Raw genomic sequence first — 20,639 nt, 5'->3', positions numbered from 1 at the left:
TGCGACAAGTGGCTCACCGGCTAGCGACGCACCCGCGATTGCCGGCCCCGATTCCCGCCATCGCCGTCAGCGAAGCGGTCGCCGAAGCCTGCCGCAGCCCCGTCGGGCGGGCCCTGGGATGAACCTCCAGACGAACCTTTAGATGGACCTTCAGGTGGACAACGCGGGATCTCGGACAGTAATCCGAGCAACGTGCTGGGGATGCGGATCGGGTGGGAATCGCGCAGAGCGGCGCGGGCACGACTTTGGTCGTCCACTTCGGCCGCGCATTGGGCACACAGCGAAAGGTGATGCGCGGCCCGCAAGTGCGCGTTCATCCGCAGCTCGCCGTCGACGAAAGCCGCGATGGCCTCGATTGACAGGTGCTCGGTGGAACGGAACTGCCGCGGCGCGCCGACCGGCGCGTCACTCTGGGAGGCGAACTGCGCCGGGAGCCAGGAAAACGCGCGCCGGAACACATGTCCCACGCTTCCGGGGTCGGCCATCACCACCTCCTTCCGCCACCTAACGAGCCACCGGTATCTCGAATGTAGCGCGGCGCGGTGCCGGAAAACCATCGCCAGCCGGTAAAACCCCAGGATTCGGGACCGATTGGCAACCATGCGGTAGCCGAACCGACGCGCTCGGCGGCCGTTGAGTAGTTCAGCGAACTGGGTTGACGTGAACTGCGCACTCGCCATGTTCGGGGTGCGCTGCCAGGTAGTCCCGCAGTGCCTGGCGTCCGCGGTGTATCCGGCTACGTACCGTCCCGAGCTTCACGCCCAGTGTGGCGCCGATCTCCTCGTACGACAGACCCTCGATGTCACACAGCACCACCGCGGCACGAAACTCCGGCGGCAGCGAGGCCAAGGCAGCCTGCAGGTCAGGTCCCAGCCGTGCGTCGTGGTAGATCTGCTCGGGGTTGGGCTCATCGGCGGGCACCCGGTCGTAGTCCTCGGGTAACGCCTCCATCCGGATGCGAGCCCGGCGGCGGACCATGTCCAGGAACAAGTTGGTGGTGATGCGGTGTAGCCAGCCTTCGAAGGTGCCCGGCTGGTAATTCTGGACCGACCGGAACACCCTGATAAAGGTCTCCTGGGTCAGGTCTTCGGCATCGTGCTGGTTGCCGGAGAGCCGATAAGCCAGCCGGTACACCCGATCGGCGTGCTGACGGACCAGCTCATCCCAGGACGGCATGGTGGCCTTGTCCCCGGTGGCGTCGAATACGGCGGTGCCCTGCAATTGGTCAGACGGCTCCACCCACTGGTCATCGCGGACCTGTTGGGGATGAGACATGCTGGTCGGACTCAAGGTCGTGATGGTCGTGATATTGAGATCCTCCGAATTTGCACTGCAATAAGTTGGCAAGTCGTCACCGTCGGCAACGCAAAGTTGCGATTCCGTATTCCCAACCCGGGGTCCGCCGAGGAGTTCCATGGGAATTACCGTCGCGTACCGGCGTATGGGCCATATATGAGCAATCTGAGCTTTGGCTTAGAAACCATACCGTTACCTGCGCTGTCCAGGGAATATCGAGTCAAAGTGACCTTCGTCGCGTCCGGCACGCCGGGCGTGTCGGGTACAGCCGCAAGCGTCCAGCTCGGTGCTCGGCCGGCGTTCGAACCAGGCGCGCCTGCCCGACGGCGTCGCCAATTGGACATACGCTGCGGGCATGGACGGCACCCCCGGACACGACGACATGCCTGGCCAGCCGGCCCCCAGCCGAGGCGAATCACTCTGGGCGCACGCCGAGGGGTCAATATCTGAAGACGTGATCCTGGCCGGCGCCCGCGAGCGCGCAACCGACATCGGGGCCGGGGCGGTAACACCGGCGGTGGGTGCGTTGCTGTGCTTGCTGGCCAAGCTCAGCGGAGGCAAGGCGGTGGCCGAAGTGGGTACCGGGGCCGGCGTCAGCGGCCTGTGGCTGTTGTCGGGCATGCGCGACGACGGCGTCTTGACCACCATCGATATCGAGCCCGAGCATCTACGCCTTGCCAGGCAGGCCTTTGCCGAGGCGGGCATCGGGCCGTCGCGTACCAGGCTGATCAGCGGCCGCGCCCAAGAGGTGCTGACCCGGCTCGCCGACGCATCCTACGACCTGGTATTCATCGACGCCGACCCGATCGACCAGCCAGATTACGTCGCCGAGGGGGTGCGGCTGCTGCGATCCGGCGGGGTCATCGTCGTGCACCGGGCGGCGCTGGGCGGTCGGGCCGGTGATCCCGGGGCGCGCGACGCCGAGGTGATCGCGGTTCGCGAGGCGGCCCGGCTTATCGCCGAGGATGAACGGCTCACTCCGGCACTGGTGCCGCTGGGCGACGGCGTGCTGGCAGCCGTGCGGGACTAATTCGGCGAGCAGACGCAAAATCGCCCTGAACCGTGCGTTCCAGGGCGATTTTGCGTCTGCTCGGCAAAGTTCGCGGCCTTCACGGATTCCCAACGGCGCCCTCCCTTGACCGGGGATGAACGTACGTTTAATATCCTGAACATGCGTTCAGCCGATCTGACCGCGCACGCCAGGATCAGAGAGGCGGCCATCGAACAGTTCGGTCGGCACGGATTCGGTGTCGGGCTGCGAGCCATCGCCGAAGCGGCGGGGGTGAGCGCGGCATTGGTCATCCACCATTTCGGTTCCAAGGAAGGTCTGCGCAAGGCCTGCGACGACTTCGTCGCCGAAGAGATCCGCAGCAGCAAGGCTGCGGCACTGAAGTCCAACGACCCGACCACCTGGCTCGCGCAGATGGCCGAGATCGAATCCTACGCACCGCTGATGGCATACCTGGTGCGCAGCATGCAATCCGGCGGCGAGCTGGCGAAGATGCTGTGGCAGAAGATGATCGACAACGCCGAGGAGTACCTGGACGAAGGAGTACGCGCCGGTACGGTCAAGCCCAGCCGCGACCCGCGCGCCCGTGCTCGGTTTCTGGCGATCACCGGAGGCGGAGGCTTCCTGCTTTATCTGCAAATGCACGAAAACCCAACCGATCTCCGTGCAGCGTTACGCGACTACGCGCACGACATGGTGCTGCCTTCCCTGGAGGTCTACACCGAAGGCCTGCTGGCCGACCGCGCCATGTACGAGGCCTTCCTGGCCGAAGCTCAACAAGGAGAAGCACATGTCGGCTGACAACCACCAGGTGCCCATCGAGATTCGCGGACTGACCAAGCACTTCGGGTCGGTGCGGGCGCTCGACGGGCTCGACCTCACGGTGCGCGAGGGCGAAGTGCACGGCTTCCTCGGCCCCAACGGCGCGGGCAAGTCCACGACCCTGCGCATCCTGCTAGGCCTGGTGAAGGCCGACGGCGGAAGCGTGCGGTTGCTGGGCGGTGACCCCTGGACCGACGCCGTCGACCTGCACCGCCACATCGCCTATGTTCCAGGCGATGTCACATTGTGGCCGTCGCTGACCGGTGGTGAGACCATCGACCTGCTGGCCCGCATGCGAGGCGGCATCGACAACGCTCGTCGCGCGGAACTGATCGAGCGCTTCGGCCTGGACCCAACCAAGAAGGCGCGCACCTACTCCAAGGGCAACCGCCAAAAGGTCTCCCTGATCTCGGCATTGTCGTCGCACGCCACTCTGCTGCTCTTGGATGAGCCGAGCAGCGGCCTGGACCCGTTGATGGAAAACGTGTTTCAGCAGTGCATCGGCGAAGCACGCCAACGCGGTGTGACGGTGCTGTTGTCCAGCCATATTCTGGCCGAGACCGAAGCGCTGTGCGAAAAGGTGACCATCATCCGAGCCGGCAAGACCGTCGAAAGCGGTTCACTAGACGCCTTGCGGCACCTCAGCCGCACCTCGATCAAGGCCGAAATGATCGGTGATCCAGGAGACCTCAGCCGAATCAAGGGAGTCGAGGACATCAGCATCGAGGGCACCACAGTGCGCGCCCAGGTCGACAGCGAAAGCCTGAGAGAACTCATCCAAGTGCTCGGCCACGCCGGTGTGCGCAGCCTGGTCAGTCAGCCGCCCACCCTGGAGGAGCTGTTCCTGCGCCACTACAGCCTGGGCCCCGAGGTCGCAGCCGAGCAACAGGTGGCAACGCCGTGAGCAGTACGGTCATCGATCGCGCGAGACCCGCAGGACACCGTGCACCACACCGCGGTTCGGGCTTCACCGGCACACTGGGGTTGCTGCGCCTGTACCTGCGCCGCGACCGGGTGTCGTTGCCGCTGTGGGTGCTGCTGCTGTCGGTGCCGCTGGCCACCGTGTACATCGCCAGCGTCGAAACGGTTTACCCCGACCGGTCCGCCCGCGCCGCCGCGGCGGCCGCCATTATGGCCAGCCCGGCACAGCGCGCGCTCTACGGGCCGGTCTACAACGACAGCCTGGGTGCGGTCGGAATCTGGAAAGCCGGGATGTTTCACACCCTCATCGCGGTGGCGGTCATCCTCACGGTGATTCGGCACACCCGCGCGGACGAGGAAAGCGGCCGTGCCGAATTGATCGATTCGACCGTGGTCGGGCGCTACGCCAACCTCACCGGCGCGCTGCTGCGGTCGTTCGGTGCGTCGATCGCGACCGGCGCGATCGGTGCATTGGGTCTGCTTGCCACCGATGTGGCTCCGGCCGGGTCGGTAGCGTTTGGCGTGGCGCTGGCGGCCTCCGGGATGGTCTTCACGGCGGTGGCCGCGGTGGCCGCGCAGCTGTCGCCGAGCGCCCGATTCACCCGCGCGGTCGCGTTCGCCGTCCTGGGCACCGCGTTCGCGCTGCGTGCCATCGGTGATGCCGGCTCGGGCACGCTGTCCTGGTGCTCGCCGCTGGGGTGGTCGCTGCAGGTCAGACCCTACGCGGGAGAGCGTTGGTGGGTGCTGCTGCTGTCGCTGGCGACCGCGGCCGTGCTTACCGTGCTGGCCTATCGATTACGCGCCGGCCGTGATGTCGGTGCCGGACTGATCGCCGAACGCCCCGGCGCCGGCACCGCCGGGCCCATGCTGAGCGAGCCCTTCGGGCTGGCATGGCGGCTCAATCGCGGCTCCCTGCTGTTGTGGACCGTCGGCCTGTGCCTGTACGGGCTGGTGATGGGCAGTGTGGTGCACGGCATCGGGGATCAGCTGGGCGATAACACCGCGGTGCGTGACATCGTCACCCGGATGGGCGGCACCGGCGCACTGGAACAGGCCTTCCTTGCGCTGGCCTTCACCATGATCGGCATGGTCGCCGCCGCATTCGCCGTCTCGCTGACCCTACGACTGCACCAAGAGGAAACCGGGCTGCGGGCCGAGACCCTGCTCGCCGGGGCGGTTTCCCGGACCCATTGGCTGGCAAGCCATCTGGCGATGGCGCTGGCCGGATCGGCGGTGGCGACCCTGATCTCCGGCGTGGCGGCCGGACTCGCCTACGGCATGACCGTCGGTGACGTCGGCGGCAAGCTGCCCACCGTGGTCGGCACCGCGGCCGTGCAACTGCCGGCCGTGTGGTTGTTATCGGCGGTGACCGTGGGATTGTTCGGGTTGGCGCCGCGGTTCACGCCGGTGGCGTGGGGCGTGCTGGTCGGGTTCATCGCGCTGTACCTGCTCGGCTCGTTGGCGGGGTTCCCGCAGATGCTGCTCAACCTGGAGCCGTTCGCCCACATCCCGCGGGTCGGCGGCGGCGATTTCACCGCGGTGCCGTTGCTGTGGCTGCTGGCCATAGATGCGGCCCTGATCACCCTGGGCGCCATGGCCTTCCGACGGCGTGACGTTCGCTGCTAGGAGGAGCCATGCACATTGGGCTGAAGATATTCATATGGGGCGTGTTAGGACTCGTCGTTTTCGGCGCGCTCCTATTCGGGCCAGCCGGCACGTTCGACTATTGGCAGGCGTGGGTGTTCCTCGCCGCATTTGTGAGCACCACGATTGGCCCCACAATCTATCTGGCTCGCAACGATCCCGCGGCCCTTCAACGTCGCATGCGCAGCGGTCCGCTCGCGGAGGGCCGAACGATTCAGAAGTTCATCGTCATCGGCGCTTTTCTGGGGTTCTTCGCGATGATGGTGCTGAGCGCGTGCGACCATCGTTATGGTTGGTCGTCAGTGCCAGCCGCGGTGTGCGTGATCGGCGACGTCCTAGTGATGACGGGCCTTGGCATCGCCATGCTGGTGGTCATCCAGAACAGGTATGCCGCCTCGACGGTCAGGGTGGAGGCGGGCCAGATATTGGCCTCCGACGGTCTCTACAAAATTGTCCGACACCCGATGTACGCCGGGAACGTGGTCATGATGACAGGCATACCGCTGGCACTGGGCTCTTACTGGGCGATGTTCATCCTCGTCCCCGGCACACTGGTGTTGGTGTTCCGCATCCTCGACGAGGAAAAACTACTGACGCAAGAACTCAGCGGGTACCGCGAATACCGGCAACTGGTGCGCTACCGGTTGGTGCCCTACGTGTGGTAGCGGTCGAATAGCTTTAGGGTAACGGGCGTGGCCAGAAACCCGTCACCTGCCTTGGACCGGCCGTGGCGACGTCCCGGTGCTCTCCGGTATGCGCTGGAGCGGGTTCGCGGCGTCGCCAAGCCGCCGATCACCGTCACCGATCCGCCGGCCGACGTCGTCATAGAACGCGACGTCGAGGTGCCTACCCGCGACGGAACGCTGCTGCGGATCAACGTCTTTCGTAGCGCCGAAGGTGGGGCTAGGCCGGTGATCGCGAGCATCCATCCCTACGGCAAGGACGCCCTGCCGCGGCGGCGGGGCAACCGGTGGACGTTCTCACCACAATACCGGATGCTGCGCCAGCCGAAGCCGCTGACCTTCTCGGCGCTGACCGGCTGGGAGGCGCCGGACCCGGCGTGGTGGACCGCGCAGGGCTTCGTCGTGGTCAATGCGGATTCGCGCGGCTGCGGCCGCTCCGACGGTACCGGAGACCTGCTGTCACACCAGGAAGCCGAGGACACCTACGACCTGGTGGGATGGCTCGCCGACCAGTCATGGAGTGATGGGCGCGTCGTCATGCTGGGGGTGTCTTATCTGGCCATTAGCCAGTACGCCGTGGCCGCGCTGCAACCGCCGGCGCTGCGGGCGATCTGCCCGTGGGAGGGTTTCACCGACGCCTACCGCGACTTGGCCTTTCCCGGCGGCATCCGGGAGTCAGGGTTCACCCGGCTGTGGTCGCGCGGGGTGCGACGTCGCACACGTCAGACCTACGACATGGAGCAGATGCAAGAGGCTCACCCGCTGCGCGACGATTTCTGGCGCTCGCGAGTACCCGACCTGTCGGCGATCAAGGTTCCGATGCTGGTCTGCGGTAGCTTCTCGGACAACAACTTGCACAGCCGCGGGTCGATCCGCGCTTTTACCCGCAGCGGCTGCGGTCACGCCCGGCTGTATACCCATCGCGGGGGCAAATGGGAGACCTTCTACTCAGCGACCGCGCTGTCCGAGCAGCTGAAGTTCTTGCGAGACGCGCTGGCCGGCTCCTCCGGTTCGCGCAGCGTTCGCCTCGAGGTGCGTGAGGATCGCGACACCATCACCGCGGTGCGTGAAGAGACCCAGTGGCCGCTTGCCGGCACGCGTTGGCGGCCAATGTATCTCGCCGGGCCGGGGCTGCTGGCAACCGAGCCGCCGCCGACGGCGGGCAGCATCAGGTTCCAAACTCGCTCTCGGGCAGCAGCATTCAATTGGACGATCCCCGAAGACATCGAGTTGACCGGCCCGATGGCCGCCCGCCTGTGGGTTCAATTGGATGGCTGCGACGACGCGAACCTGTTCGTCGGAGTGGAGAAGTGGCGCGATGGCCAGTTCGTTGCGTTTGAGGGGTCCTACGGCTGGGGCCGTGACCGGGTGACCACCGGCTGGCAGCGGGTCTCGCTGCGCGAGCTCGACCCCGAGCTCTCGCAGCCATGGGAGCCGGTCCCGGCGTGTGCTCGGCCCCGGCCGGTCACCGCCGGCGAGGTCGTCGCCGTCGATGTCGCGCTTGGCCCGTCGGCGACATTGTTCCGCGCCGGCGAACAGTTACGACTGGTGGTTGGCGGACGCTGGTTGTCCCCCCGCAACCCGCTCACCGGCCAATTCCCGGCCGCCTACCCACGCCCGCCGCGTGGTCGTGTCACGCTGCACTGGGGCCCACGCTACGACGCGCACCTGCTGATACCGGAGGTCCCTGGGTAGCCCGGGTTGCCGAGCGCTGGCTGACGGCGCGCGTCACACGCGCGGCGTCGGTGACGAGTCCGTCGAAAACACCGCATGCCGTAACGAGCCCACGATAAGGTGTGGCCATGTCGTATCTGGTGGCGCCCCGGACGTGCTGGCATCGGCGGCAACGGATTTGGCGGGCATCGGCTCGGCATTGAGCGCGGCCAATGCCGCCGCGGCAGCCCCAACCACCGCGATGCTGGCCGCCTGTGCCGATGAAGTATCGGCGGTCGTGGCGTCACTGTTCGCCAGACACGCTCAGGCCTATCAGGCGCTTAGCTTGCAGGCGACGGCGTTTCATCAGCAGTTCGTACAAGCCCTGACCGGCGCTGGCGGGGCCTATGCGGCTGCCGAAGCCGTCAACGCTGCTGTGGCGCAGAGCGTGCAGCAAGACGTGCTGAATGTGATCAACGCTCCCACCCAGGCACTGTTCGATCGGTGACGGCGCCAATGGCGGACCGGGCCAAGACGGCGGGCCCGGGGGGTTGATCGGCAACGGCGGCGTGGGAGGTGGCGCGGGGCCGCCGCGGCCGGCGCTCGCGGCGGCGCTGGCGGGCAGCTGTTCGGCCAACCCGGGCCGCCAGGGCCCTAGCCGGCGCGCCCCACCGCGCCGAGCAGACGCAGAATCGCCCAATTTCGTGCCGAAATGGGCGATTCTGTGTCTGCTCGCGCCGCTAACCGGACCTAGATCCAAACACCCTTGCCCACGGCGACCACGCCGCCGGCGCTGATCGCGAAGCGTTCCCGGTCCTTCTCCAGATCCACGCCGACCATCTCACCGGGCCCGACGACGACGTTCTTGTCCAGGATCGCGTGGCGCACCACCGCCCCGCGCCCAACGCGGGTGCCGGGCATGATCACACTGCCCTCAACGATCGCGCCGTCGTCGACCACGACGTTCGACGACAGCACCGAATTACGCACCGAGGCCGCCGAGATGATGCTGCCGGCACCAACCACCGACTCCTGTGCGGAGCCGCCATTGACGAACTTCGCCGGCGCCAGGTTCTCCGACTCCCCGCGGATCGGCCACCGCTTGTTGTACAGGTTGAACACCGGGTGCACCGACACCAGGTCCATATGTGCATCGTAAAACGCGTCAAGCGTCCCGACGTCGCGCCAATATGCTCGGTCGCGATCGGTGGCACCAGGCACTTCGTTATCGGAGAAGTCATAGACCGCCGCCATACCGTCGGCCACCAACCGCGGAACGATGTCACCACCCATGTCGTGGTCCGAGTGGTCGTCGTCGGCGTCGGCGCGAATCGCGTCGATAAGCACCTTGGTCGTGAAAATGTAGTTGCCCATTGAGACGAACGTGGTGTCGGGGTCGTCGGGGGTTCCGGGCGGCTCCAGCGGCTTCTCAACGAAGCTGCGAATACGGCCGGAGTCATCGGCGTCGATACAACCGAACGCGGTCGCATTTTCACGTGGAACCCGTATGCCGGCCACCGTCGCGCCGGCACCGCTGTCGATGTGGAACCGGACCATCTGTTCGGGATCCATACGGTAGACGTGGTCGGCGCCGAAAACCACTATGTAGTCTGGATCTTCGTCGTAGATCAAGTTCAGCGATTGATAGATCGCATCGGCGGAGCCGGTATACCAGCGCGGGCCGAGGCGCTGCTGTGCCGGCACCGGGGTGATGTACTCACCCGCCAGACCAGACAACCGCCAGTTCTGCGAGATATGGCGGTCCAGTGAATGCGACTTGTATTGGGTGAGAACACAGATCCTCAGATACCGGGCGTTGACGAGGTTTGAGAGTACGAAATCGATCAATCGATAGGCGCCGCCGAAAGGAACCGCGGGCTTGGCCCGGTCCGCGGTCAGCGGATAAAGCCGCTTGCCCTCACCGCCGGCTAAGACTATGCCCAGCACGTGCGGCACTTCTCTCATGGCTCAAACCTATCGGCCCCCGCAAACCACTGCCAAGGGGAATCCGCCCCTGGCTACTGCTCTGACGGGCTGTCCGTCAAGGTGTTTGGCCCCGTTCGACGGGTGCTGTGCCGCCTCCGCCTCCTCCTCGGCCCGCCACGCGGGCCGCCCCGTCACCGCACTACGGTGCGGGGTATGCGGGTGGCGATGTTGACTCGGGAATACCCACCGGAGGTTTACGGTGGAGCCGGGGTACATGTCACCGAACTGGTTGCCTACCTACGCCGGCTGTGCGCGGTCGACGTGCACTGCATGGGCGCACCCCGCCCGGGCGCATTTGCCTATCGGCCCGACCCGAGGCTAGGCAGCGCCAACGCGGCGCTGTCCACCTTGTCCGCGGACCTGGTGATGGCCAATGCCGCCAGCGCGGCCACCGTCGTGCATTCACACACCTGGTACACCGCTCTGGCGGGGCATCTGGCCGCGATACTCTACGACATCCCGCATGTTTTGACCGCACATTCGCTCGAACCGTTGCGGCCATGGAAGAAGGAGCAACTCGGCGGCGGCTACCAGGTATCGACATGGGTCGAGCAGACCGCGGTGCTGGCCGCCAACGCGGTCATTGCGGTCAGTTCTGCAATGCGCAACGACATGTTGCGGGTCTATCCCAGCCTGGATCCGAACCTGGTGCACGTCATCCGGAACGGGATCGACACCGAGACGTGGTATCCGGCCGGGCCCGCGCGTACCGGGTCGGTGCTGGCCGAGCTCGGGGTCGATCCGAACCGGCCCATGGCGGTGTTCGTCGGGCGAATCACCCGGCAAAAGGGAGTCGTCCACCTGGTAACAGCCGCGCACCGATTCAGATCGGACGTACAGCTAGTGCTCTGCGCGGGTGCTGCGGACACGCCGGAAGTAGCCGACGAAGTGCGCGTCGCGGTGGCCGAACTGGCCCGCAATCGCACTGGCGTGTTTTGGATCCAAGACCGGCTTACCATCGGACAACTACGAGAAATACTTTCGGCAGCAACAGTTTTCGTGTGCCCGTCGGTGTACGAGCCGCTGGGTATCGTAAACCTGGAAGCGATGGCGTGCGCAACCGCCGTGGTGGCCTCCGACGTCGGCGGGATCCCCGAGGTGGTCGCCGACGGGATCACCGGCTCACTGGTGCATTACGACGCCGACGACGCGACCGGTTACCAGGCCAGATTGGCTGAGGCGGTCAATGCCTTGGTCGCCGACCCGGCAACGGCGGAGCGCTACGGGCATGCCGGACGCCAGCGCTGTATCCAAGAGTTCTCCTGGGCATACATCGCCGAGCAGACACTGGACATCTACCGGAAGGTGTGCGCGTAACGCCGACCATTCGCCGTTGGGCTGGTCTTAGCTAGTAACGCCTTTGAGTTCGTCACCCAGTGCGGCGGCTTCGTCGGGTGTCAGCTCGACGACCAGGCGACCGCCACCCTCAAGTGGTACTCGCATCACAATGCCGCGCCCCTCCTTAGTTGCTTCCAAAGGACCGTCGCCGGTCCGGGGCTTCATCGCCGCCATTGAGTGCTCCCTCCAGATTCGGGCTGGCCCGCCTGCGCGAGCCTGGTCGGCGCCGAGCATGCCCCGCCATTGGATTTCCAGCCATACCCGACATTGAACTGCCAAATCACCCCCCTATTGTTCCCTATTCGGGTTCATCAGGTGCACAAGCCCCGGCGCAATGACTTCACCGGGCCGCCATCGGGCAGCCCGGCTGGTCAAAAGGTCGCTCAGTGGGCACCCAGCATGCTTGGATATGGTCGTCGACCATCCCGGTCGCCTGCATCAACGCATAGGCGGTGGTGGGCCCGACGAAACGGAACCCGCGCCGCTTCAACTCACGCGACATAGCCTTCGATTCCGTGCTGACCGAGGGAATTTCGGAACCGTCGACGGGCCGGGGCCGAGGCGGTGGCGCGAACGACCACAGCAGCTCGGATAGGTCTTCGGACGACCCCAGATCGGCAGCTGCGCGCGCGTTGGCGATCGTCGCCTCAATCTTGGCGCGGTTGCGCACGATTCCGTCATCGGCGAGTAGCCGTCGCACATCGGTATCGGTGTAGCGAGCGATCTTGTCGATGTCGAACCCAGAGAATGCGCGCCGGAAATTCTCCCGCTTGCGCAGGATTATCAACCATGACAGGCCACTCTGGAAGGCCTCCAGGCTCATTCGCTCGAACAAAGCCACCCGGCCGTACAGCGGACGCCCCCATTCGTTGTCGTGATAGTCGCGGTACAGCTGGGCATCGGGCCCTGGACGAACCTCCGCCCAGGGGCAGCGAACCAGCCCGTCGCCGCTCACGCGGGGTCAGAACGGTAGTGCACGACGGTCTCGCCGCGCGAAGGGTTTGACGCGTCAGACTCGGCCTCGGCGTCTTCCGACGAGGCGTGGATCGCCCCGAGCTGAGAGCGTAGCGCCTCGAGCTCACGGCCGAGCCGTTCCAGCACCCAGTCCACCTCGCTGGTCTTGTACCCGCGCAGCACCTGCGTGAACTTGACCGCGTCGACGTCGGCGCGGGTGACCCCGAACGCCGGCAGCGTCGTCGCCGTCGTCGCCCGCGGCAGGGGCGGCAACTGCTCGCCACGGCCGAATAGCAAGCTCGCCGCAGCGAACAGCACGATCGCCACCAGGACCAGCACCACCAGGTACACCAACACCAACGCCACGTCATCGATCTTGCCCTAAGGCGCCGACGCGGTGTCGGTCAGCGCGGCCGCATCACCTTCATCGGCGGCCGGTCGACTAGTGATACCGGCCAGGTGTGCCGCGTGTAGTCACTATCGTCCGGGCCGCCGGGCAAGAACTGGGTCAGCCCGACACCGGAATCGGGAATTCCACAGCGCGACAGCAGGGTCGCGATGACCTGGCGGCTCATCGCGCCGAGCTCGTCTAGGGGCCGGTTACGGTGCGCCCGAACGCCCAAGTTGACCTGGGCGATTGCGTCCAGGCCCAACCGGTCGAACGTGTCTATCAAGAGGCCGATCTCCACGCCGTAGCCGGGGGCAAATGGCAGCGATGTCAGCAGCTCCCGGCTGGCCGCATACTCACCGCTCAGCGGCTGCAGTACACAACCCAGCTCGGGCCGCAGCGCGGCTAACAGTGGCCGCGCCACCAGCTCGGTGACCCTCCCGCCGCCGGTGGCGCACACCCCACTCGTCACGTCGCTGACCTGCAGCGGCCGTCGGTAAAAGCTCTTGACCAGCTGAATGCCTTCGCCGGTGAGCAGCGGACCGACCAGCCATGGCACAAACAAGGGGTGCGGGTTGATCAGGTCTGAGTCGATGAACACCACGATGTCGCCGCTGGTGGCCGCCAGTGAACGCCACAATGCCTCACCTTTGCCGGGCCGTACCGGCACCTCGGGCAACGCCTGTTCACGGCTGACAACCCGGGCGCCGGAGGCGATGGCCCGGATCTCGGTGTCGTCGGTGGAACCGGAGTCCAGCACGATCAATTCATCGACCAGGCCATCGACCAGCGGAGAGATGCTGTCGATCACCGATTCGATGGTCGCTTCCTCGTTGAGGGCCGGCAGCACCACCGAAATCGTCCGTCCGGCCTTTGCCGCTTCCAACTCCCCGATCGTCCAGCCGGGACGGTGCCAAGTAGTGTCCAAGGGCAGCGCGCCAGGGGCCCTGCCACCGGCGAGATCGCCGGCGACCAGCTCCGATGCTGTCATGCGAGTCCTCTCACCGTGCGCGTCGGCGGCCGGACCCCCTGAATCGATGCCACCATTTCCAGCACCCGCCGGGTGGCGGCGACCTCATGCACCCGAAACATGCGCGCCCCGGCGGCCGCAGCCAACGCGGTGGCTGCCAGCGTTCCCTCAAGCCGTTCGGTCAAATCCACGCCCAGAGTCTCCCCGACAACGTCCTTGTTGCTCAAAGCCATCAGCACGGGCCACCCGGTCATAACAAGATCGGCCACGTGTCGCAATAGCAGCAGCCCATGGAAGGTGTTCTTGCCGAAGTCGTGTGCCGGGTCGATCAACACCTTCTCGCGGGCCACCCCGGCCGCGACGGCCCGCTCGGCGGCGGCTGTGACCTGGCTAATCACAGCATCCACCACACCGCGGGTAGTCGTACCGTAGCTCACCCGGAAGGGTCGCGTGCGTGGCAGCGCGCCGCCGGTGTGCGCACACACCAGGCCCGCGCCGAACTCGGCGGCCACCTCGGGCATGGCCGGGTCGACGCCACCCCAGGTGTCGTTGATCAGGTCCGCCCCCGCCGCGCAGGCCGCCTTCGCCACCTGCGCGCGCCAGGTGTCGACACTGATCAGCTGGTCCGGGTAAGCACCGCGGAGCCATTCGATGAACGGCACCAGCCGCGTGATCTCGGTGTCGACGTCGACGCGTTCACCCGGGCCGGCTTTGACACCGCCGACGTCGATGACGTCGGCACCGTCGGCGACGGCCCGGTGGACCGCGTCTCTGGCAGCCGCGTCGCTGAAAGTCGCACCCTTGTCGTAAAACGAATCCGGGGTGCGGTTGACGATCGCCATGATCAGCGCACGATCACCTGCGACTGGACGGCCGCACAGCGTTGAATGGCCGGCTAACGCCGGCGGTGTTGAATGGCCGGCTAACGCCGGCGGTGTTGAACGACCGGCTGAGGCCGGCGGTGTTGAACGCACGCATCCATAGTGCCTGGTCACCGTCGAGCGTCCAGTGCGGGTATCGAGACTGCGCCCGGAATCCGCTAGCCCTGCGGTCGCCTTCCGAGCGAAACCTCCTCAGGGTATTCGGCGTAGTACGGCACATATCCTTCGTCCGGGCCGGCCAGTACGTACAGCGGATCCTCGATGTCGGCGCCATAGGCCTGGTTGCGCAACTCCACCTTGCGACTCTTGAACGTCGTGGTGTGCGCCAGCGACCCCACTACCCGAACAAAGAGCGGAAGTGCATAGCCGGGCAAGTGACCGTAAACCGTTCGGGCCAGCGCCTGGCCGTCGAATTCGGCGCCAGCGCGCAGTGTGATCGCGGCCATTCCGGCGCGCCCGCCGGTGCGCGGAATCTGGACGCCGTAGACCGTGCACTCCTCGACGGTCTGGTCGGAGGCCAGTGCCGCTTCGACCTGAGTGGTGGCGACATTCTCGCCCTTCCAGCGGAAGGTGTCGCCCAGCCGATCGACGAAGGCGGCATGGCCCATGCCCTGCGGGCTCATCACGTCACCGGTGTTGAACCAACAGTCGCCATCTCGAAAAGCGTTGCGCACCAACTTCTTTTCGCTGGCAACCGGGTCGGTGTAGCCGTCGAACGGCTGCAGCCGGTTGACCCGGCTAAGCAACAGGCCGGGTTCACCGTCGGGTACCCGACGCACTCGCCCGCTCGCATCCCGCAGCGGATCGCCGGTGTCCAGGTCGTATTCCACAAAGGCAAGCGGCATCGGCGATACCCCGGCGGTCCTGGGCACGTTGAAGATGTTGATAAAGGCCGAGTTGCCTTCGCTGGCGGCGTAGAACTCGCACACCCGCGCGACCCCGAAGCGGGTGGTGAACTCATCCCAGATCTCCGGCCGCAGCCCGTTACCGCAGATCACCCGCACCTGGTGGGCACGGTCGGTCGGCTTGGCCGGCTGGTTGAGCAGATAACGGCAGATTTCGCCGATGTAGACGAACGCCGTCGCCCGGTTGGCAATCACCTCATCCCAGAACCGCGACGCCGAAAACGACTTACCCAGCGCCAGGGTCGCCCCAGAATTGATCACCGACGACACCGCGACCGTTAACGCGTTGTTGTGGTACAGCGGCAGGCAGCTGTAGAGCGTGTCGGAACCCTTCAGCCGCAGCCCCATCCCTCCGAAGACGGCCAGCGCCCGCAGCCACCGATGATGCGTCATGACACTGGCCTTGGGAAATCCGGTGGTGCCCGAGGTGAAGATGTAGAACGCGGTGTCTTTGGCTTGCACCGCCGACGCCGACGCCGGGTTGGTGGCGGGCGCCGTTGTGGCGAATCGCTCCACGTCCTCGACGGTCAGCACGTCGCCCGCTACCCGGCCGCGCGAGGCGCCGCATTCGGCGACGGCGCTGACCAAGTCGGACTCTGCGATCAGTACCTTCGCGTCCAGCAGACCCAGGCTGTGCGCCAACACCTCGCCGCGCTGGTGGTAGTTGAGCATGCCGGCGATAGCGCCGCACTTGACCGTGGCCAGCATCGCCAAGACTGTGCTGGGTGAGTTACGCAACATGATGCCAACGACGTCGCCGGGGCCGACGCCGCGGGCGGCCAACACCGCGGCGTACCGGTTGGCGGTGGCGTTAGCGTCGCGGTAGGTCAGCTGCTGATCGCCGAATTTCAGGAAGACTCGGTCACCGTAGCGAGCGGCCCGGTCCTGGAACACCGTGCCGATCGACGCCTTGGAATTCGGCCGGGCCAGCAGCCCGGTCATTGCCCCACGCACAATCACCGGCGTGTCCGCCAACACTCGCGGCATCCGAGTTGCCAGGTCGATCAGCCTGACCGTTGTGTGTGCGCCGCCGTAGTAATCGGACACGTAAGCCCTCGATTCGTTTGCGAAATGTCGAATTGGTTGTCGACCAACCTCAGGAAGGTGCGCAGGCCCGCAGAGCGTCCTTGACGTTATCGACTACCACCAGCCGTTCCATCGCCGTGGGTGAGACGTAACCGGTGTCGAGCAATCCGTTCAGCCATGCCCGCAGTCCATCGAAATGCCCCCAGGGATCTACCATCACAATGGGTTTGTCATGGGTACCGAGATACCCGTCGGTCCATGCGTCAAACAGCTCGTCTAGGGTGCCGACACCGCCCGGCAACACGATGAACGCATCTGAGCGATCTTCCATAATCTGCTTGCGCTCCCACATGGTGTCGGTGACGATTAGCTCGTCGGCGTCGTGATCAGCCAGTTCGCGGTACACCAGCATCTTGGGAATCACGCCGACGGTCCAGCCGCCGCAGGCTCGCGCCGCCGAGGCGACAGCCCCCATCGCCGAAACATGGCCACCTCCCCACACCAGCGTCCAGCCACGTCCGGCGATTGCCGCGCCGACTTCGGCGGCCAGCTCTAGCAACTCCGCGTGCGTTGGCGAGGCCGCGCAATACACGGCCACAGTCCAATCACCGGTAATGTCGATTTTCGCCGACATACACCAGAACGTAGACCACCGATGTGAACCGCGTACATTTTTGGCCTATCCCCCGCTCGAATGTCGTTGGGCGCAACCGCCATAAAATCCGGCGATGCGCGTCTGGAAACACGTGGAGGCGGCCGTCGACAGTCCGGATCGGTGCGGGGTGGTGCTGGTCGGGCCACACGGCGTCGGCAAGACGCTGCTGGCGCAACCTGCCGAGCAGGTCATGTCCGAGGACGGCAGGAGCGGCCGGGCTCGCTGGGTGGTGGGAACCGCTCCAGGGCGGGCCATCCCGTTCGGCGCTTTCCGCCATTTGATCAGCCTGCCCGCCTCCGGAGCCGACATTGGGCGGCCCGCGGCGCTGCTGCGGGCGGCGCGTAGTTCCCTGACCGGTGATGCTGGCGATCTGCTGCTGGTGGTCGACGACGCGCACAACCTGGATCCGCTGTCGGCCACCTTGGTGTACCAGCTGGCGCGGGCCGGGGCGGCGCGGCTGGTGGTCACCGTCGCCTCGGAGGCCGAGCCACCGGACGCTATAGCTGCGCTCTGGTCCGATGACCTGCTCACCCGGGTCGCCATCGAGCCGCTCGACAGGGCCCAAACCGCGGCGTTCGTGGAGTCGGCGCTGGACGCGACACTGGACGTCGCCGACGCCGACGAGCTCTTTCGGCGCAGCCTTGGCAACCCGTTGTATCTGCGCCACCTCATCGACGGCGGTGGTCTCGAACACGTGGACGGCCGGTGGCGCTGTCGAGACGAGGATCGTCGGCCGCTGTCCGGCGTGATCGACGAGTACCTGTGCGCCCTGCCGGAACCGGCCCGCGCCGTTGTCGACTACCTCGCCATCGCCGAACCGTTGGCGCGCACCGACCTGGTGGCCCTGGTCGGTGGCGAGCAGTTGGACACGCTCGGCCAAGCCGAAGCCGCCGGCGCGGTGCGGGTGGGTCCCGACAGCGATACCAGCGAGATTTTTGTCGGCCATCCGCTGTACGCCGACCGCGCACGCGCCGTATTGACGGCCGAGCACGCGCATGCATTGCGCGTGTCGCTGGTCGCGCAGCTGGCCAAGCACCCATCCGACCATGTCAGCGATCAGTTACGGCTGTCCTCACTGGCCATCGACGTCCCCGCCAGTGCTACCCCGGCCGCGGTCACGGATGCGGCGACCGCAGCCGGGCAGGCCCTGCGGCTCGGCGACGTCCGGCTTGCCGAACGGTTGGCGCGGGCAGCGCTGGATAGGTCGGACGCCCTGGCGGCACGCCTGCCCTTGGCTTACGCACTCGGTTGGCAGGGTCGCGGTCGCGAAGCTGACGCGGTGCTGGCGGCGGTGAATCCCGCCGAATTGACCGAGACCGAGCTGATGGCCTGGGCGATACCCCGGGCGGCGAATCGGTTCTGGATGCTCAACGAGCCCGAGCGCGCCACGGCGTTTCTGCAGACGACCCGCAGCCGAGTGACCGAGCCCACGGCCCGCAGCACCCTGGATGCGCTGGCGGCCACGTTTGCGATGAACTCCGGAAACTTGCCGCGGGCCATCACGCTGGCCACCGAGGTGCTGTCCGGACCGGCTGCCGACGACATGGCCGTGGCCTGGGCCGCCAGCGCTGCCGCGTTATCATCGGCACGAATGGGCCGGTTCGGCGACGTTGACCGGCTGGCCGAACGGGCGTCGGCCGCCGAACATCCGGGGCTGCTGCGGTTCACCGTGGGCCTGGCTCAGATCACGTCGCTGCTGCTGGCAGGCGACGTCGCGCCGGCTCAGGAGCTGGCCAAGCGGTTCACCGACTTCGCCTAGCTGCAGCAACCTGGCCGGTCCATCGGTGAAGTGTTGTTGGCGTACGTACTGATCACCAAAGGCGAATTCGGCGCCGCGGCATCGATGCTGGAGCCGGCCGCCGCCACACTGGAACGAACCGGCTACTCGTGGGGTCCGCTGTCGCTGATGTTGTTGGCAACGGCCATCGCGCAGCAAGGCCATATCGCCGAGTCTGCAAAAACACTGCAGCGCGCTGAAGCTCGGCACGGAACGAAGTCCGCGTTGTTCGCACCCGAGCTCGGGCTGGCCAGGGCCTGGACCAGGGCGGCGGCCCAGGACATGACAGGGGCCATCGCGGCGGCCCGGGAGGCCGCCCGGACGGCTGAGCGGGCCGGGCAGGCGGCGGTGGCCCTATGCGCCTGGCATAACGCGGTTCGGTTGGGCGACATCCGTGCGGTGGACCCGGTGACTCGCCTCGCCGCCGAAATCGACTGCACCGTAGGAAATATCCTCGTCAAGCACGCCCGTGGCCTGGCCGACGGAGATGCTGCCGAGCTGACCGCGGTGGCTGAGGAGCTGGCCGGGATCGGGATGGCAGCCGCGGCAGCCGACGCGACCAAGGCGGCAGCACGCTTGGGGCCACAGCAGCGCTAGCCACCCAGGTATCGGCGCAGCAAGTCCACGGCCGCGGTGATGTTGCCGACGGGCACCCGTTCGTCGCGGCAGTGCGCCAGGTTGGGATCACCCGGGCCGTAATTGACCGCCGGTATGCCCAAAGCGGCAAAGCGCGACACATCAGTCCAGCCATACTTGGCCCGGACCTGCCCGCCGGCGGCCTCGACCAGCGCCTTGGCCGCGGGCTCGGACAGGCCAGGCAGCGCACCGGCCGCGGCGTCCGTCTGCTCGATCTGCACGTCGAGCCCGTCGAACACGTCATGGACATGTTGCAATGCCGCGGCCACCGACCGGTCGGGGGCAAAGCGGTAGTTGATCGTGACCGAGGCCGCGTCAGGGATCACGTTGCCGGCGACGCCGCCTGCTACGCGCACCGCCGAGAGGCCCTCCCGATAGGTGCAACCGTCGATGTCGACGCTGCGTGCCCGGTAGACGGCCAACCGGTCCAGCACAGCACCCAACTTGTGGATTGCGTTGTCACCCAACCACGAACGCGCTGAATGCGCGCGAGTTCCGGTCACGCTGAGGACGACACGCAACGTGCCCTGGCAACCAGCCTCGATGCAGCCGGCGGTGGGCTCACCCAAGATGGCTACATCCGCGGATAGCCAGTCCGGCAGCTCGCGCTGGATGCGGCCTAAACCGTTTGCCGCCGAATCGATTTCCTCGCAGTCGTAGAACACCAGTGTTAGATCGTGCGTCGGTTCGGCCAGTGTAGCGGCCAGATGAAGGAAGACCGCGTCGCCGGATTTCATGTCGGCTGCGCCGCAGCCGTGCAGCTGGTCGTTCTCGCGGCGGCTAGGCAGGTTGCCGGCCACTGGCACGGTGTCCAGGTGTCCGGCCAACAGCACCCGCGAGGACCGGTTCAGCTTTGTACGCGCCAGCACCGCGTTGCCGTTGCGGATGATCTCGAACCCCGATGCCTGAGCGCGCAACGCCGCTTCCACCTCGTCGGCGATGCGTGCCTCCTTCCTCGACTCGCTGGGGATGTCAATCAGCGCCGCGGTCAATTCGATCGGGTCCCCGCGCAAATCCAGCACGGCGCTAGCTTAGTTGGCCGAGCAGACGCAAAAGCACCCGATTCTGGTCGAAATAGGGTGGTTTTGTGTCTGT

General features: G+C 66.3%; 18 protein-coding genes and 2 pseudogenes. 9 read left to right on the top strand and 11 right to left on the bottom strand.

Annotation, left to right across the window (positions count from 1 at the left end; genetic code table 11):
* Window positions 1-20: 20 nt before the first annotated feature.
* Entirely contained in the window at window positions 21-485 is a 465-nt protein-coding gene (gene rseA / locus FF952_RS06510; RefSeq protein ID WP_003406258.1) for an anti-sigma E factor RseA, read from the bottom strand.
* 157 nt (window positions 486-642) lie between these two features.
* Complete coding sequence (sigE, locus tag FF952_RS06505) at window positions 643-1,416, bottom strand: RNA polymerase sigma factor SigE (RefSeq protein ID WP_003406257.1); 774 nt, start codon at window positions 1,414-1,416, stop codon at window positions 643-645.
* A 262-nt stretch (window positions 1,417-1,678) separates the two neighbouring features.
* Between sigE and FF952_RS06500 the strand changes: the two genes are divergently transcribed.
* The 7 genes and pseudogenes from FF952_RS06500 to FF952_RS06470 all read left to right on the top strand — a co-directional run.
* Window positions 1,679-2,326, top strand: a complete 648-nt coding sequence (locus tag FF952_RS06500; protein WP_003406255.1) for an SAM-dependent O-methyltransferase — start codon at window positions 1,679-1,681, stop codon at window positions 2,324-2,326.
* A 141-nt stretch (window positions 2,327-2,467) separates the two neighbouring features.
* Window positions 2,468-3,106: a transcriptional regulator RaaS gene (gene raaS / locus FF952_RS06495; RefSeq protein WP_003406254.1), complete on the top strand. Its 639-nt coding sequence runs from the start codon at window positions 2,468-2,470 to the stop codon at window positions 3,104-3,106.
* On the top strand, window positions 3,096-4,031 hold the full coding sequence (locus FF952_RS06490) for a multidrug efflux ABC transporter ATP-binding protein (protein ID WP_003900295.1): 936 nt from the start codon (window positions 3,096-3,098) through the stop codon (window positions 4,029-4,031). Before raaS ends, FF952_RS06490 begins: the two co-directional genes overlap by 11 nt.
* Entirely contained in the window at window positions 4,028-5,674 is a 1,647-nt protein-coding gene (locus FF952_RS06485) for a multidrug efflux ABC transporter permease (protein ID WP_003904577.1), read from the top strand. The genes FF952_RS06490 and FF952_RS06485 overlap by 4 nt, the downstream gene beginning before the upstream one ends.
* Before the next feature lie 8 nt (window positions 5,675-5,682).
* Window positions 5,683-6,357, top strand: coding sequence for a methyltransferase family protein (locus tag FF952_RS06480; protein WP_003406252.1), 675 nt, complete (start codon window positions 5,683-5,685; stop codon window positions 6,355-6,357).
* A gap of 27 nt (window positions 6,358-6,384) precedes the next feature.
* Window positions 6,385-8,070, top strand: a complete 1,686-nt coding sequence (locus FF952_RS06475; protein WP_003904576.1) for a CocE/NonD family hydrolase — start codon at window positions 6,385-6,387, stop codon at window positions 8,068-8,070.
* Window positions 8,071-8,164: 94 nt separating this feature from the next.
* Window positions 8,165-8,680: pseudogene (locus FF952_RS06470) on the top strand (PE family protein); the annotation flags it as partial.
* Between the two features lie 98 nt (window positions 8,681-8,778).
* On the opposite strand, the gene glgC reads toward FF952_RS06470, so the two are convergent.
* On the bottom strand, window positions 8,779-9,993 hold the full coding sequence (glgC, locus tag FF952_RS06465) for a glucose-1-phosphate adenylyltransferase (protein ID WP_003406249.1): 1,215 nt from the start codon (window positions 9,991-9,993) through the stop codon (window positions 8,779-8,781).
* 174 nt (window positions 9,994-10,167) lie between these two features.
* On the opposite strand from glgC, the gene glgA reads away from it, so the two are divergent.
* A complete protein-coding gene (gene glgA, locus FF952_RS06460; RefSeq protein WP_003898773.1) occupies window positions 10,168-11,331 on the top strand; it encodes a glycogen synthase in 1,164 nt (387 codons plus the stop codon).
* A 27-nt stretch (window positions 11,332-11,358) separates the two neighbouring features.
* Here glgA and FF952_RS06455 read toward each other — a convergent pair whose 3' ends face one another.
* From FF952_RS06455 to log, 7 genes are all read right to left on the bottom strand, one after another.
* Window positions 11,359-11,526 (bottom strand): DUF3117 domain-containing protein, encoded by a 168-nt coding sequence (locus FF952_RS06455; protein ID WP_003406247.1) that lies wholly within the window; start codon window positions 11,524-11,526, stop codon window positions 11,359-11,361.
* A gap of 166 nt (window positions 11,527-11,692) precedes the next feature.
* Complete coding sequence (locus FF952_RS06450) at window positions 11,693-12,307, bottom strand: DNA-3-methyladenine glycosylase I (RefSeq protein ID WP_003406244.1); 615 nt, start codon at window positions 12,305-12,307, stop codon at window positions 11,693-11,695.
* Window positions 12,304-12,672, bottom strand: coding sequence for a DivIVA domain-containing protein (locus tag FF952_RS06445; RefSeq protein WP_003406243.1), 369 nt, complete (start codon window positions 12,670-12,672; stop codon window positions 12,304-12,306). The genes FF952_RS06450 and FF952_RS06445 overlap by 4 nt, the downstream gene beginning before the upstream one ends.
* Window positions 12,673-12,710: 38 nt before the next feature.
* Entirely contained in the window at window positions 12,711-13,685 is a 975-nt protein-coding gene (locus FF952_RS06440; protein ID WP_003406242.1) for a glucosyl-3-phosphoglycerate synthase, read from the bottom strand.
* On the bottom strand, window positions 13,682-14,638 hold the full coding sequence (folP, locus tag FF952_RS06435; protein WP_003406241.1) for a dihydropteroate synthase: 957 nt from the start codon (window positions 14,636-14,638) through the stop codon (window positions 13,682-13,684). The genes FF952_RS06440 and folP overlap by 4 nt, the downstream gene beginning before the upstream one ends.
* Before the next feature lie 65 nt (window positions 14,639-14,703).
* A complete protein-coding gene (gene fadD6, locus FF952_RS06430) occupies window positions 14,704-16,497 on the bottom strand; it encodes a long-chain-acyl-CoA synthetase FadD6 (protein ID WP_003406240.1) in 1,794 nt (597 codons plus the stop codon).
* Between the two features lie 49 nt (window positions 16,498-16,546).
* Window positions 16,547-17,110 carry a cytokinin riboside 5'-monophosphate phosphoribohydrolase gene (gene log / locus FF952_RS06425; protein WP_003898770.1) on the bottom strand — a complete coding sequence of 188 codons (564 nt, stop codon included), beginning with the start codon at window positions 17,108-17,110 and terminating at the stop codon, window positions 16,547-16,549.
* Window positions 17,111-17,204: 94 nt separating this feature from the next.
* Between log and FF952_RS06420 the strand changes: the two are divergent.
* A pseudogene (locus tag FF952_RS06420) lies at window positions 17,205-19,505 on the top strand (AAA family ATPase).
* On the opposite strand, the gene dapE reads toward FF952_RS06420, so the two are convergent.
* Complete coding sequence (gene dapE, locus FF952_RS06410) at window positions 19,502-20,566, bottom strand: succinyl-diaminopimelate desuccinylase (protein WP_003406235.1); 1,065 nt, start codon at window positions 20,564-20,566, stop codon at window positions 19,502-19,504. The pseudogene FF952_RS06420 and the gene dapE overlap by 4 nt on opposite strands.
* Between the last annotated feature and the right edge of the window lie 73 nt (window positions 20,567-20,639).

The sequence above is a fragment of the Mycobacterium tuberculosis complex sp. N0072 genome (assembly GCF_030323725.1).
GTDB lineage: Bacteria > Actinomycetota > Actinomycetes > Mycobacteriales > Mycobacteriaceae > Mycobacterium > Mycobacterium tuberculosis.
Note: the sequence above shows the minus strand (reverse complement) of the source record. Positions and strands in the feature narration are given on the sequence as shown.